Here is a 15,602-nt window from a genome sequence, read left to right as displayed (position 1 = left end):
TCGCTCAAGTCCCAACCAATCGGCTCGGCCATGCCCAACTTCGTTGGTCGCGTCTTTCGTCTCTAGTCTCTCGTCTAATGCGTTGACGTTTTGTCCATAAATCTTTTGACGTGTTCAGGGCTGTTTTGTTTTTTTGGAGGTACTTTTAGATTGGATGGATTGGCAGTGTATGGTCGATCCTAAGGAGTGTTATGAAACTACTTAAGAAAGTAACGATGTTTGGACTTTTGGCGGGCTTTGGAGTAAGCGCTCTCGCTGACAACCCGATTTCTACTTACCACTACTTGGCTGACCCGGGTGCAGCCGCCGACGATGATTACTTCTACATCATCACGGACTCCGATGACCCGGCTCCGTACAATTCTGACGGTTACAAAATTTACGCCCTTTATGCATTCCGCAGTAGGGATATGCAGAACTGGACCGACTACGGCATTATTTACGATGCCCGCAAGGTGAGCGGCATTAACGACATTTGGGCATCTGGCATTGCTGTCCACAACGGCACGTTCTACATTGTGTTCCCGGATGGCGGTGGCGGCGGCATTGGCTACATCAAGGCGCCTGCAATTGAAGGTCCTTGGACAAACGCTGTGGGCCAGGGCAAGGATAAGCTTGTCGGTGGCCGAGGCATTATCGGTTGCGATGGCGTTTCGTGGTGCTTTGACCCGGGTATCTTTATCGATGACGACGGAACCACCTACGTGACATGGGGCGGCGGCGAAAGCACTAGCCGTCCGAATACAGACAACTTTGACATTGTGAAATTGAACGATGCCAAGAACGCCCCGGTGGGCAACGGTTCCCATGTGAAGGTGAACAACTTGCCGACCCGCAAAATGCTCGAAGCTTCTTATATCCACAAGCACAAGGGTACTTACTACTTCTCTTACAGTACTGGCTGGCAGCAGGGCGCTCCGACGATTGACTACGGTATATCGAACAACGTTATGGGCCCGTACACCTGGAAGGGTACGATTCTTGGCGACCCGAGCATGAACGGCCGTAGCATCAACGGCAACAACAACCATCATGGTATTGCCGAATTCAAGGGACATTCTTACGTTGTCTATCATGACCGCCGTATCGCGAAGGGCCACAACGGCTTGGAAATTATCCCGGCAGATGATGGCAAGGCAAAACCGAACGAGGGTTACCACCGTAGCGTTTCTGTAGACGAAATGTTCTACAATGCTGACGGCACCATTCAGACGGTGAAGGTGACGGATGAAGGTCCGGCACAGATTGAAAACTTTGACCCGTACGATTGGTATCCGGCACTCACGAGCTCCAAGCAGAAGGGCATCCGCAGCCGCTCTAACTTTGTGCAGGGCAAGGCTGCCGAACACGTGTTGCTCCCGCTTTCCTCTAAGGAATCCTGGCTCCGCGTTTCGGGTGTTGATTTTGGTACGGCTGCAACGGGCTTCACAGTCGAAGCTGCAAGCGCTGCCGATAACAACAAGATTGAAATCCGCACTGGTTCTGCAACGGGTACGCTCGCTGGTACTTGCACGCTTAAGAATACTGGCAACAAGAATACTTATGCCGAAAACAAGTGCGAAGTTGAAGGCCTCAAGGGCATTGTAAAGCAGTTGTTCCTCGTGTTCAAGGGCGACAGGGACTCTACCATGGCTATCAAGGCCTGGGGCTTTGAAGGCAGCGGCACGACTCCGCCGGAACCGCAGAAGCCGTTTAGTGGCAAGGCTTGGGAAATTCCGGGCAAGATTGAAATGGAAGACTTCGACATTCCGGGGTCTGGCCGCGGTAGCGAAATCAAGTCCTACAGTGAAAACGATTCCGAAGACCATGGCGTCGAAAATGGTGGCAAGAGCTACCGCGAAGACACAGGCGTCGATATCTACAAGAAGGCTACAGGCTATGTCGTGGGCTACAACCAGTCCGGCGAATGGCTCGAATACACCGTGAACGTGAAGGAAGCTGGCGACTACACGATGTTTGCTTCTGTAGCGACGGACAATTCTACGGCTGGCTTTACGCTTTCCATTGACGGCAAGTCCATTGCTGAAGTTCCGGTGTCGGGCGATAGCTGGGATGACTTTGTGAAGGTCAAGGCCAACGTGACGCTCCCGGCCGGTGAACATATCCTCCGTTTTGCCATTACGGGTGACTGGTTCGATATCGACTATATGACGTTTGCTAAAGGCAAGAATGCTACGGATCCGGACGACAAAACGATTGGTATCAAGGGCTTCAGGGTGCTTGGTGCAGATGCAGTCGCAAACTTCGACGTGTTCGATTTGACCGGCAAGAAGGTTTCTAGCTTCACGGCCCGCAATATCCACGAAGCGAAGAAGCTGTGGCGCGAAAATCCGCAGTCCAGGAATGTGCAGGGCGTTTGCATCATCCGTAACCGTCACAACGGCGCGGTGGCAAGAGTTCGCACCACTCGCTAAGGATGTCATGCCCGACTTGATCGGGCATCTCCTTTTAGTAACTATTGACTTTTTATCCATGAGACCTACGATTTTTCGTGGGTCTTTTGGCGTTTCTGAGGGTAGTTTTATAAAAAACGGGATGGCGGTGTGTTTGGTCGATCCCAAGGAGTGAACAATGAGATTACTGAAACGTTTAACGATGGCAGGCTTGCTCGCCGGTTTTGGTGTGGGAGCACTTGCCGATAACCCGATTTCGGCTTACCATTACTTGGCCGACCCGGGTGCCGCTGCCGATGATACTTATTTCTATGTCATAACCGACTCGGATGACCCTGCTGCATCGAATGCCAATGGCTATAATATCAAGGCCCTTTACGGTTTCCGCACGAAGGATATGAAGAACTGGACCGACTTCGGTATCATTTACGATGCCCGCAAGGTCGATGGCATTGGCGATATCTGGGCGTCTGGCATTGCGGTGAACCCGAATGACCACAGACTTTACATTGTGTTCCCGGATGGCGGTGGCGGCGGTGTCGGCCTTATCGGTGCCGATAGCATTGCAGGCCCGTGGACAAACCCGGTCTCTGGCAACAAGAAACTCATCAACAACTGGGGTGGCGGCATCTCGGATTGCGACGGCATCGGCTGGTGTTTTGACCCGGCAATCTTCTTCGATGACGACGGTACAGGCTACTTCACCTTTGGTGGCGGTAGCAGCGATAGCCGCCCGGCAAATAACAACAATAACGACATTTTCAACATCTACAAGCTCAACAAGGACATGAAGGGCTTCGATGTGAGCACCAAGACTCACCTGAAGATTGGTGGCCCGAAGGCGATGGAAGCCTCTTACATCCACAAGTATAAGGGTAATTACTATCTCTCTTACAGTACGGCGGATTTGCGCATTGCCTATGGTATGTCCAAGAACCCGATGGGTCCTTACGAATACAAGGGTATCTTCATGGGGAACCCGAACATTGGCGGTCAGAACATCAACGCCAACAACAATAACCACCATGGCATTGCCGAATTCAAGGGCCATTGGTACGTAGCTTATCATGACCGTCGCATTGCCAACGGTTACGACGGCTTGGAAAAGATTCCTGCCGATGACGGTAAGGCGAATCCGGTGCCGGCATTCCACCGCAGCGTAAGCGTCGATGAATTCTATTACAACGGTGACGGCACCATGAAGGAACTGACCTTCACGAAGGAAGGCCCGAAGCAGATTGAAAACTTCGATCCGTATGACTGGTATCCGGCACTCACGAGTTCCAAGCAGAAAGGCATCCGCAGCCGTTCGAACTGGACTCCGGGCAAGGTCGCAGAACACCTCTTGCTCCCGCTTTCCACGAAGGAATCCTGGATTCGCGTGAGTGGCGTGGACTTTGGTACGGCGGCAACGGGCTTTGTGGTTCAGGCGGCAAGCGCTGCTGATGGCAACAAGATTGAAATTCATTCGGGCTCTGCTACAGGTACGCTCGCTGGCACTTGTACGCTCAAGAATACCGGCAACAAGAACACTTTTGCAGAAAATTCCTGCGAAGTGACCGGCCTCAAGGGCATCGTAGATGAAATTTTCCTCGTGTTCAAGGGCTCTCAGGACTCCACGATGGCAATTAAGGCATGGGGCTTTGAAGGTAGCGGCACGACTCCTCCGGAACCGCAGAAACCGTATGGCGAAAAGGCTGTGACGCTCCCGGCAAAGATTGAAGCTGAACATTACGACATCCCGGGCGTTGGCCGCGGTGGCGATGTGGATTCTTACAGCGATAACGAAAAGGCAAACCAGGGCGATGCCAAGTTCCGCGAAGACCAGGGCGTTGACATTGTCGAAGGCGGTACGGGCATGGCGATTGGCTATACCGCTTCTGGCGAATGGCTCGAATATACGGTCGAAGTTCCGGAAGATGGCGATTATGCCATCAAGGCCTCGGCTTCTACTGGCATGGAAAGCGCAAGCTTCTGCTTCTTGGTCGACGGAAAGGCTATTGGCGATACCATTACGGTTCCGCAGACCGGTGAAGACTGGAGCGTCTATAAGGAATTTGACGGCGGCAAGGCGAAACTTACCAAGGGCACGCACGTGATTCGTCTCGTGATTACGGGCGACAATGTGAACGTGGACTGGTTCTCCCTTGGCGATGTGGAAAAGATGGGAATCAGGAACGCAGTGAGGTTCCAGACGAGCGGTTCCCGCGAATTCCGCGTGTATAGCGTGAGCGGCAAGCTGCTTGGCACTGTGGACCTCACCGGAAAGAAGGCTGGCGAAGCTCTCCAGAGTGCAGGTTTCAACAAGGGCGTTTACATGCTCAAGAGCGTTGACGGTCACAAGACTTTCATGACCTCTGTCGCAAGATAAAATTCATATAATTCCGAAACCAAATAACAGGAACACCTCGGGCATCCCGGGGTGTTTTTGCAAATGACTCGCAACTTTCCTAATCCCCCCCCATTACCAAAATGTCAATGATAAATATTTGGAAAAATGCCTTTTGGGCGTCTGGAGTTTCTAAATTCCATATTGGAAAGCCTTGCTGTTTTGCAGGCGAAAAATTTGGGATGTTTTTGAGTTTGCGATAGGCTATTGTTTACGGCCTTGTAGGGCGCCTGAAGCCCAAACGATCCTCCTAAACCACACACCCTAATGGCGCTGAATGGTGCCATTACGCCTCGGGACGAACGTTCCGAGGTGTTTTTAGTCCAAGCAAGCTTGGCCACGACGCTCGGCCTACGCATTTGTTTATTTTGCGGCTGCGGCATTGTCAAACTCATTACCAAATTGACAATGGAAAATTTTTCTGGGGGTGTAAAATGATTGCGCGAGGGGTATAAATTTAGAATGTACCCTCATGCAAAGGGCATGGGATAATTATGGGAGATATTTATGAAGTGTATGGGTGAAGTCCTGAAGATTGCTTCGTTTGGTTTGGCTTTTGCTATACCTGCTTTTGCCTCGACGGTCAACGTTGACGTGACCGAAGAACACCAGGTGATTCGCGGGTTTGGCGGCATGGTGCATAACCAGTGGCAGGGCGGTGGCGGCCTTTCCGAAGCCGATGCGAAGATTGCTTTTGGTACGGGCGATGGCACAATCGGCCTCAACACGCTCCGTATTCCGGTATACGCGAATTCCAGCGATTTTAATAAAGAAGTGCAGGCGGCAAAGTATGCCAAGAAGTATGCCGGCGATGACTTTATTTTGTATGCAACTCCGTGGACTTCTCCGTATGCAGGCAAAAACCAGCATATGGCTTCTTCGAACTACCAGAAGTATGTGGACCACCTGAATAGCTTTAATGATTACATGAAGAACCAGGGTGTTCCCCTGTACGCCATCTCCATCAGTAACGAACCGGACTGGTGCGGTGAATGGGCTTGCTGGAGCGCTGACGAAATTTACAACTTCACCAAGGGCTACGCCGATAAAATGCGCAAGAATGGCGCGAAGGTGATTTCGACGGAATCGTTCCGCTACGACAAGAATCTTTACAACAAGGTCTTGAACGATGCCAATGCCCTCAAGAACTGGGACATTCTCGGTGCGCACTTCTACGCAAGTGACCGAAGGACTGGGGACAACTTCTTCCAGTACAGCCTTGCTGACCAGAAGAAGGTCGAACGCTGGATGACGGAACACTACACCGAAAGCCAGGGAAGCGGTAACTACTGGCGCACGGTTACGAATACGGGTGACCAGGCGAACGCCAACAAGCGCGATACTGTGAACGCCATGGATGTGGCTTACGAAATTCACCGCGCCATGGTCGTAGGCAACTTCAATCAGTACACCTGGTGGTACATCCGTCGTTGCTATGGCCTGATTATGGAAAAGGACTTTGGCAACAAGCTCCAGATTCCGCAGAACGAAATCGGCAAGGTCTCGAAGCGCGGTTATGTGATGAGCCAGTTCGCACGCTTTGTCCGCCCGGGTGCGGTCCGCGTGGGTGCAACGGCAAATCCCGAAAAGGAAGTCTTTGCAAGTGCTTACAAGAGTGCCGATGGCGACTCCGTGATTGTGGTGCTCGTGAACCGCGACTACAAGAATAGCAAGACTGTAACCGTGAAGGTGCAAGGCGCCGATGTTCAGACCTTCCACATGTACACCACCAGCGAAGCAAAGAACGCCAAGGATGAAGGCGAAGTCGAGGTCAAGAATGGCTCCGTGACGATTACGATGGATGCTGGTAATGCAAGCAACAAGGACTGCATCGTGACGCTCGTGGGCGTTGGTACTCCGGCAGATCCTGTACCTCGCGAACCGTTTGGTGGCAAGGTCGCTGAAATCCCGGGCAAGGTTGAAGCCGAGAACTTCGACATTCCGGGTACGGGCAAGGGCAACAAGTCTTATAGCGAAAACGATTCCGAAGACCGTGGCGAAACCAACTACCGCGAAGGAACCGGCGTTGACATTTACAAGAAGGCTACTGGCTATGTGGTCGGCTATAACGAAGAAGGCGAATGGCTCGAATACTCCGTGAATGTGAAGGAAGCCGGTGATTACACAATGTTTGCTTCTGTCGCTACGAGCAATTCGACGTCCGGTTTCTCGCTCTCCTTGGATGGCGAAACGCTTGTGGAAAATGTCGCACTTTCGGGAACGAGCTTTGATGAATTTACGAAGGTCAAGGCCAACGTGACTCTCCCGGCTGGCGAACATATCCTCCGTATGACGGTGACGGGTTCCTGGTTCGATATCGACTACTTCAACTTTGCAAAGGGCAAGGATGCCGCCGATCCGGACGAAGCCACAATTGGTTTGCACGGTGCTGATTTGCGCCTGCCGACCGAAGCCGAAAATTACAGCGTCTTTGACGTGAATGGCGTGCTTGTCGGCAAGTTCGAAGCCATGACCAAGGCCGATGTCCAGCGCATGACTAAGAGCGTGGCGCGTCAGAATGGCATTTACTTTGTGAAGTCTCTCAAGTCCGGCAATGCTTACCGCATTTCTGTGACGAAATAATTTCATATTCCTAAAAGCGGGAGTCGAGCAATTGGCTTCCGTTTTTTTTAGAGTTTGTAAAAAGGAGATAAAAATGAGTGTGGAAATGAGTTTCAAAAAGCTTATGGGCATTGCAGGTGTTGCTGCTGGCCTCTCCATGTTCGCGGTAACGGGTGTAAATGCGGCTCCGGATCCGAACTTCCATATTTACATTGCTTACGGGCAGTCGAACATGGAAGGTAACGCTACGAACTTCGACAAAAATATCGATGGTAAGGAACATCCACGTGTCAAGATGTTCGCGACTACGTCTTGCTCGAATCTCGGTCGCCCGACGGTAGGTGAGATGTACCCGGCTGTTCCTCCGATGTTCAAGTGCAATCAGGGCCTTTCTGTGGCGGACTGGTTTGGGCGCCACATGGCGGACTCTCTCCCGGATGTGACCATCGGCATTATCCCGGTCGCTCAGGGCGGTACGAGTATCCGCTTGTTTGACCCGGACGACTACAAGAATTACCTCAATTCTGCCGAAAGCTGGCTGAAAAACGGCGCCAAGGCATACGGTGACGATGGCAATGCCATGGGCCGTATCATCGAGGTTGCAAAAAAGGCTCAGGAAAAGGGCGTCATCAAGGGTATCATCTTCCACCAGGGCGAAACCGATGGCGGCATGAGCAACTGGGAACAGATCGTCAAGAAGACTTACGAATACATGCTCAAGCAACTCGGCCTGAATGCCGAAGAGACCCCGTTTGTCGCCGGTGAAATGGTCGATGGCGGTTCTTGCGCTGGCTTTAGCAGCCGTGTGCGTGGACTTTCCAAGTACATCGCAAACTTTGGTGTTGCAAGCTCCAAGGGCTACGGCTCTAAGGGCGACGGTCTCCACTTTACCGTGGAAGGCTATCGCGGCATGGGCCTCCGTTACGCCCAGGAAATGCTCAAGCTCGTGAATGTGACTCCGGTGGACCCCGAACCGCAGGAACCGTTCAGCGGCAAGGCCATTGAAATTCCGGGCAAGGTTGAAGTCGAAGATTTTGACAAGCCGGGTAAGGGCCGTAACGAAGACGGTACGAGTAACGCCTCTTACAGTGACGAAGATTCCGAAAACCACGGTGATAGCGATTACCGCAAGGATACGGGCGTAGACTTGTACAAGGCGGGCGATGGCGTTGCTCTTGGCTATACGCAGACTGGCGAATGGCTCGAATACACGGTCGAAGTCAAGGCCGATGGCGAATACAACGTCGAAGCTAGCGTGGCCGCAGGCAATTCCACTTCTGCGTTCAAGCTCTACATGGATGACAAGGCTATTACGGATGAAATTTCCGTGCCGCAGACTGCTGACAATTCCTGGGATACCTACGAGACGATTACCGTCAAGGAAGGCGTCAAGCTCTCGGCTGGCAAGCACGTGCTCAAGCTCGAAATCACGGCTAACTACGTGAACATCGACTGGATCCAGTTCAGCGAACCGAAAAAGGCTGAACCGCCGAGCGCTATTGCAAAGGTCCGCTTTGACATGACCGAAGCCGAAAGCAGCTATAGCGTGTACAGCATGCAGGGCCAAAAGCTCGGAACGTTTACCGCAAGGGGAATGGCCGACGCTATGAACCTCGTCAAGACGGATGCCAACCTCCGCAAGCAGGCTCAGGGAGTGTTCTTCATCCGCAAAAATGGCGCCAAACTCATGAGCAAGAAGGTTGTAGTTTTCGAATAATTCTAGACTCCATGAAGGGTCCTGGCGGATGCTAGGACTCTTTTTTTACAAAATGCGGTTTTTGAGCGAATTTCGCAAATCATTGACAAAACGTCCATATTATATGGAGCCCTGCTGTGTTACAAAACGGCTTTTTTAGGGTAGATTCTTTATAGAAATTTTGGATTAAGGGATATAAAAATGAGCGTGGAAAGAGAATTGAAAAAAATCCTGGCCTATGCAGGTGTTGCTGCTGGGCTTTCTATGTTTGCGGTGGGGGCGAATGCGGCTCCGAACCCGAACTTCCATATTTACATTGCTTACGGGCAGTCCAACATGGCGGGCAACGGCGATATCGTACCGTCCGAGGACCAGGCAAATCCGCCCAAGAACTTTATCATGCTTGCTTCGCACAATGCAAATGCAAGCCAACGCAGCGGCAAGACGAATCAGTCTATCAAGACGGGCGAATGGTACCCGGCAATTCCTCCGATGTTCCATCCGTTCGAAAACCTCTCCCCGGCGGACTACTTTGGCCGCGCTATGGCCGATTCCTTGCCGGGCGTGACCGTGGGCATTATCCCGGTTGCCATCGGTGCTGTGAGCATCCGCGCCTTCGACAAGGATCAGTACGAAGCTTATTTCAGGGGCGATGGCAAGGACATCATGAACTGGGGCTGGCCCAAGGATTACGACAACAACCCTCCGGGACGCATTCTGGAACTTGCCAAGAAGGCAAAGGAAGTGGGCGTCATCAAGGGCTTCATCTTCCACCAGGGCGAAAGTGACGGTACCGATGCCAACTGGCGCAAGACCGTTTACAAGACCTACAAGGACGTGATTGATGCGCTTGGCTTGGACGAAAACGAAGTGCCGTTTGTGGCGGGCGAACTCCTCCAGGAAGGCCAGAACTGCTGCTCTAGCAAAAACGGCGGCATTGCCCAGCTCAAGCAAAATTTCAAGAAGTTCGGACTTGCCTCTTCCAAGGGCTTGCAGGGTAACGGCAAGGATCCGTACCATTTTGGTCGTGCGGGCGTGATTGAACTTGGCAAGCGCTACTGCTCCGAAATGCTCAAGCTTATCGACAAGACGATTGATCCGGATGCTCCGCCGGTAAACCTTGTGGACCCGAGCCAGTCTACGGTTCCGGATGAACCGCCCGAGGAATATGGCCCGTACACCGAAGCTATCGCTATCCCGGGCAAGGTGCAGGCTGAAAACTACAACAAGGGCGGTGCCGAAAAAGCCTACCATGACGAAAGCAAGGGTAACGAAGGCGGCAAACTCCGCAAGGATGACGTCGACATTTACCAGCCGAACATGGGTATTACCGTGGGCCACTGCCAGAAGGGCGAATGGCTCAAGTACACTGTGAATGTTGAAGCCGATGGCGACTACGGAATTACAGCCAATGTCGCTGGCGAAAACGGAACCGGTAGCTTTGTCCTCTACATCGATGACAAGAAGGTCGGTACGGAAATCGCAAACGAAGGCAAGGGCTTTGATACATTTACCGAAGTGGACGGTGGCAAGGCTACGCTCACCAAGGGCGAACACGAACTGAAGATTGAAATCACCAACGACTGGATCGATATCGACTATGTTGAGTTCAAGGAAATCAGCGCACAGCCGCCTATCGGACTTAAGAATATCCGCCTTAGCATGACCGAAGCCGAAAGCAACTATAGCGTGTTCGACATGCAGGGCATTAAGCTGAGTTCGTTTACCGCAAAGGGCATGAACGAAGCCATGAATCTAGTGAGGGAAAACGCAAAACTCCGTAAGCAGGCAAAGGGCGTGTTCTTTGTCCGCAAAAACGGAAGTAAATCTCTAACCAAGAAGGTGGTGATACATGAATAAAAACGAGTTGGTAATCGTAAAGCAAATTGCTTTCTTCTTTGTCGTCGCTGTTGCTCTTGGCTTCATCTACGGCTAATAAAATGAGAGAATAATACACGGGAAAAATTAGTGTGACTCCTATGGAGCCTCGGCGAATGCCGGGGCTCTTTTCGTATGGAGATGGAGATCGCGGCGCGTTATCAAGAATGCGCAATGGTCTGCATTTATAAAAAGTAATCGGTGGTTTGAATGCCTGTTGGTGTGTGAAAAAAAATGAAATTTTTAGAAAATGGTGAAATTTACGTGAAAAAGGTTTGAAAATACGTGGCTTTCACGTAATATTTAAACGTTGTCTGTAGTTTTGAATGTGGAAAAGCTGGTTTTGGGGTGTTTTTCAAAATTTCAGTAGCTGACAACTATACAAGATAAAAGAATCGCTCCGATGGACTCGGAGCGATTTGTAGTGTCTATAGGATGAATTATGAAATCAAATTTGATTTATTACTTCACGAAGCTTGCCGGAAGCGTGAACTGCTTGAGGAACGGCCAGCCAATGCTAGCGTCACCGTAGTCGTGACCACCGCCCTGCTTGGTGCAGAGCACGACCTTCGTGCCGTCCTTGCAGTTGGAGTATTCCTGGCAACCATTGGAGTTCTTGGTCGGAGAGCCTGTGCAGCCGTTCTTTTCGGCCCAGAACTTGAAGGTGCCTTCGGCGCCAAGGAAGTTCAAACCGTCGTTGAAGCCGCTATCGCCACCTTGGTAACGGCAGACCGGGTCATTCGTGCCGCGGAAGTTGATGACAGAAATCGGACGAGACATCTTGCATTGAGCACTGTTGGTCTTGTTCAAGTCCATAGCTGCTGGAGCAACTGCGGCGAAGACATCGGACATCATGCAAGCCACGTGGTTACTCATACCGCCACCCATCGAGAAGCCGGTAGCGTAGATGCGCTGCGGGTCGATGCAGGCGATTTCTTTGAGCTTATCAATCATTGCGTAAGAGAACTTGACGTCATCGTCGTTGGAGCAGCAGGGGCCGACGTTCCAGCCGTTACCCATTCCACCCGGTTTGCCAGTGCCGTCCGGATAAAGCGTGATTACGCCTTCGGGGTCAGTCTTGGCCTTGTACGGAGAACTGCCAAATTCGCCTGAACCGCTACCGCCAATCGGGTGGTAGTCAATAACGAGCGGTACGGGCTTGTCACCCTTGTAGGCGCTCGGCACGTGCATAATGAATGTACGTTTCTTGCCATCGACGGTCACGTCCATGTTCTGTCTATCTACGGGCTTTACCGTCTTGCCGGCGCAGTCAACGATGATTTGTTCAATCTTGGCGCTGCTAGAAGATTCTTCAACGCTAGAAGAAGAAACCTTTGCGGAAGAACTAGATTCAATCTTTTTGCTAGAACTGGACTGAGCACTAGCCTTGGCCATCTTGACGATGACGCCCGTTTCAACTTCGGCCTTAGCCTGGTAGGTGGCGTTCTGGTAGCCTTCCAGTGAGAACTGCAAGAACGGCAGCGGATCACCTTCCTTCATGAGGGTGACTGTCTTGCCTATCTGGTAGGTAGCGCGGTTTCCGTCGGCGTTAATGCGGAGGAACTTGGCGCCCTTAGCCATAGTCTTGTTCAAGTCGACCTGCATAAAGCCGTCGATGTTATGTTCCGTCTTGGAGGCGCAAACTTTGCCGAGTGCATCCATCACGGACACGGTAATCGTTTGGGCCTTTACGCCGGAAATGGTAATGATGTTGTTGCTGAAACCGATGAAAGCCTTGGCTACCATAGCGGAGTGCAAACCTGCTTTCTCGTTAGAGATTGTAAATGTACCGTCTGCACCTGATGTGGATTCTATACCCGCATAGTTGAACGATGTAATCTTGACGCCGGAAAGTGCTCGGCCCGAACCTTCTGAGGTGATTGTGCCATCGATACTCCAAGCGAAAGACAGAGAGCTAAGCGCTGCTACTGTACCTGCGAATGCCATGGATTTAAACATGGTCATAGCGACTCCTTTTTATAGTTAAACATTCCAAACTCTATTCATCCACCGGGTCCAACCAAATCCCCCGAACTTCGCTAGACCTGAACAAAATATAAATGGAAGTTCTTGGGGTGTTGTGAATTGGTGTTGTGAAAAATTATAAAGCGTTGTGAAAATTGCGAAAAGGAATTTTTACAAAAGAGGCGCGGTTTTCGACACATTTTCGGGGCCGTAATGGGGTGTTATTGATAAAAAATCCATAAAAAGGGCGTGCGATTGCGGGTTAAAACCATGTAAATGGGATAAATTATGATTGTTAATCTTATCTAGCCTTGGTTGGAAAAGGAGTGATTATGGGATTGTTTAGTAAAATGGCGAAGTCGGCTGTGGTTTTGGCCGCTTTTGCTGTAGTGAATAGTGCAGCCGTTAAGGTTAATAACCCGATCATGTATGTCGATAGCCCGGACCCTTCCATTGTCCGTGTTGACGATGCTTATTACATGGTCACGACGACCATGCACTTTGCGCCTGGCGTGCCTGTTTTCAAGAGCACGGATTTGGCGCAGTGGCGTACTGTGGGTTATGCCTACCAGACGCTTGCCAACAATGACCAGCAGAATTTGAATGGCGGCAAGGATGCCTACGGTAAGGGCTCCTGGGCATCGAGCATCCGCTACCACAAGGGATTTTTCTACGTGCTGACCCCGTCTTACACGACGGGCAAAACTCATTTGTACAAGACCGCCGATGTGGAAAGTGGCCAGTGGTCCGAAGTGCAGCTCCCGTTCTACCATGACCCTTCTTTGTTCTTTGATGACGATGGCACCGTGTGGGTGTTCTACGGCAGTGGTGACCAGATTAGCTACGTGCAGTTGAACGACGATGCTAGCGGCGTGAAGGCTGGTGGCCGTAGCGGTAAGCTCGGCGGCGTGAGCGTGAACCAGGCGACCGGCAAGAGCGGCTATATCGTGCAGCAGGAAGGCTCGCACATGGAAAAGGTAAACGGCGAATACTATCTGTTCACGATTTCTTGGCCGAACGGTTCCTGCCGTACCGAAGTGGTTTACCGTTCTAAGAACCTCTTGAGTGGATATACAGGAAGAGTTTTCCTCTCTGATAACGGTGTTGCGCAGGGTGGCATTTTCGATACTCCCGATGGCAAGTGGTATGCGCTTTTGTTCCGCGATTCCGGCCCGGTTGGCCGTATGTCGCACTTGGTGACGATGGAATGGAAAGACGGTTGGCCAGTGCCTACGAGCGGCTCCAAGGCCCCTTCGACAATCGACTTGCCGGAATCTCCGCTCCCGGGCTACGGCATGGTCACGAGTGACGATTTTGAATCTGGCGAACTTGCTCTCGAATGGCAGTTCAACCATAACCCCGATAACAAAAACTGGAGCTTGTCTGCAAATCCGGGATTTTTCCGCATTACCACGGGCCGCACGGATAGCCGTGTCGTGAATGCAAAGAACACTTTGACACAGCGTTCCTTTGGCCCTAAGAGTTCTGGCCGTACGCTTGTTGACGGCAAGGGCATGAAGGATGGAGACATGGCGGGCCTCGTTGCTTTGCAGGATGACAAGGGCTTTGTCGCGCTTGCTAAAGATGGCGGTAACTACAAGGTTGTGATGTACAGCGGAAACAAGGATGGCGAAAGACTTGTAACAAGTGAAAATCTTTCGGACTCCAAGGTTTATCTGCGAATCGATTTTGACTTGCCGATTGACCGTGGTACTGCATATTTCTATTACAGCACCGATGGTAGCTCTTGGAAAAAGATTGGCAACGATGTGAAGCTCAATTATGACCTCCACATGTTCGTGGGCGTGCGCTGGGGCCTCTTCAACTTTGCAACCAAGCAGGCGGGCGGCTATGCAGACTTCGACTGGTTCAAGGTCGGTACCGATGTGAACGATGAAATTTATCTCGACGGCGCTGGTTCTGAACCTGTTCCGCAGACTCCGTTCTGTGCTGCAGGCGAAAACTGCCCTGCAAATGCAATCCCGGGCAAGATTGAAGCTGAAAACTTTGACGTGCCGGGCAAGGGCAAGGATGGTTCCTCTTACTATGATGGCGATTCCGAAAACCATGGCGATAGCGACTACCGCAAGGGCACGGGCGTTGACCTTTACAAGAAGGCAACTGGCGTCATTGTGGGCTACAACAGCGAAGGCGACTGGCTCGAATATACCGTGAACGTAAAGGAAGCGGGAGATTACACCATGTTTGCGGCTGTCGCAGCAGCGGGCAACACCTCGAGCTTCAAGCTCTCCTTGGATGGCAAGGACATTACTGAAGAACTCTCTGTGCCGGCGGCAAGTTCTGGCGAAGAAAATTATGACGATTATAACAAGGTAAAAGCAAACGTAAAACTCCCGGAAGGCGAACATGTACTCCGCTTCACGGTTGTTGGCTCTTGGCTTGATATCGACTACTTTACGTTCGTGAAGGGTGCGGATGCTAAGGATCCGGAAGAGACGATCGGCATCACAAAGGGCATTCGCTATAATGTGCAGGGCGTGCAGACTTACGGCGTCTACGGCTTGAACGGTAAGTTCATCGGTCGCGTTGATGCATCCAACAACTTCGATGTGCGTAGCAAGGTGAACAGCCTCGTGAAGGAAAGCGGCGTGTACCTCGTCAAGTCCCTCACCACCGGCACCACCCACCGCCTCTCCGTAACAAAGTAATTCTTCATATTAATTCATAGTTCCTCAAACACCCCCAAGGGCTGGAAGCG

At 51.5% G+C, this 15,602-nt stretch carries 7 protein-coding genes; 6 read left to right on the top strand and 1 reads right to left on the bottom strand.

The annotated features are described in order from the left end of the window. Positions 1-191: 191 nt before the first annotated feature. The 5 genes from B7991_RS08345 to B7991_RS08325 all read left to right on the top strand — a co-directional run bounded on the left by B7991_RS08345 (position 192) and on the right by B7991_RS08325 (position 10,900). On the top strand, positions 192-2,414 hold the full coding sequence (locus B7991_RS08345; protein WP_088630412.1) for a carbohydrate-binding protein: 2,223 nt from the start codon (positions 192-194) through the stop codon (positions 2,412-2,414). 157 nt (positions 2,415-2,571) lie between these two features. Continuing rightward, complete coding sequence (locus B7991_RS08340) at positions 2,572-4,764, top strand: carbohydrate-binding protein (protein ID WP_088630411.1); 2,193 nt, start codon at positions 2,572-2,574, stop codon at positions 4,762-4,764. 525 nt (positions 4,765-5,289) lie between these two features. Next, positions 5,290-7,365: a carbohydrate-binding protein gene (locus B7991_RS08335; protein WP_088630410.1), complete on the top strand. Its 2,076-nt coding sequence runs from the start codon at positions 5,290-5,292 to the stop codon at positions 7,363-7,365. Positions 7,366-7,450: 85 nt separating this feature from the next. Beyond that, positions 7,451-9,061: a sialate O-acetylesterase gene (locus B7991_RS08330; RefSeq protein ID WP_254917894.1), complete on the top strand. Its 1,611-nt coding sequence runs from the start codon at positions 7,451-7,453 to the stop codon at positions 9,059-9,061. 198 nt (positions 9,062-9,259) lie between these two features. Beyond that, positions 9,260-10,900: a sialate O-acetylesterase gene (locus tag B7991_RS08325; RefSeq protein ID WP_235003010.1), complete on the top strand. Its 1,641-nt coding sequence runs from the start codon at positions 9,260-9,262 to the stop codon at positions 10,898-10,900. A 480-nt stretch (positions 10,901-11,380) separates the two neighbouring features. On the opposite strand, the gene B7991_RS08320 is transcribed toward B7991_RS08325, so the two are convergent. Continuing rightward, entirely contained in the window at positions 11,381-12,883 is a 1,503-nt protein-coding gene (locus tag B7991_RS08320; protein WP_088630407.1) for a prolyl oligopeptidase family serine peptidase, read from the bottom strand. A 332-nt stretch (positions 12,884-13,215) separates the two neighbouring features. On the opposite strand from B7991_RS08320, the gene B7991_RS08315 reads away from it, so the two are divergent. Continuing rightward, entirely contained in the window at positions 13,216-15,552 is a 2,337-nt protein-coding gene (locus B7991_RS08315; protein ID WP_088630406.1) for a family 43 glycosylhydrolase, read from the top strand. The last annotated feature ends 50 nt before the right edge of the window (positions 15,553-15,602 follow it).

The sequence above is a fragment of the Fibrobacter sp. UWB3 genome, assembly GCF_002210405.1.
GTDB lineage: Bacteria > Fibrobacterota > Fibrobacteria > Fibrobacterales > Fibrobacteraceae > Fibrobacter.
Note: the sequence above shows the minus strand (reverse complement) of the source record. Positions and strands in the feature narration are given on the sequence as shown.

Coding starts and splice junctions, on each gene's coding strand:
- B7991_RS08345 (WP_088630412.1), top strand. CDS start 192: ATGAAACTACTTAAGAAAGTAACGATGTTTGGACTTTTGGCGGGCTTT.
- B7991_RS08315 (WP_088630406.1), top strand. CDS start 13,216: ATGGGATTGTTTAGTAAAATGGCGAAGTCGGCTGTGGTTTTGGCCGCT.
- B7991_RS08320 (WP_088630407.1), bottom strand. CDS start 12,883: ATGACCATGTTTAAATCCATGGCATTCGCAGGTACAGTAGCAGCGCTT.
- B7991_RS08340 (WP_088630411.1), top strand. CDS start 2,572: ATGAGATTACTGAAACGTTTAACGATGGCAGGCTTGCTCGCCGGTTTT.
- B7991_RS08335 (WP_088630410.1), top strand. CDS start 5,290: ATGAAGTGTATGGGTGAAGTCCTGAAGATTGCTTCGTTTGGTTTGGCT.
- B7991_RS08330 (WP_254917894.1), top strand. CDS start 7,451: ATGAGTTTCAAAAAGCTTATGGGCATTGCAGGTGTTGCTGCTGGCCTC.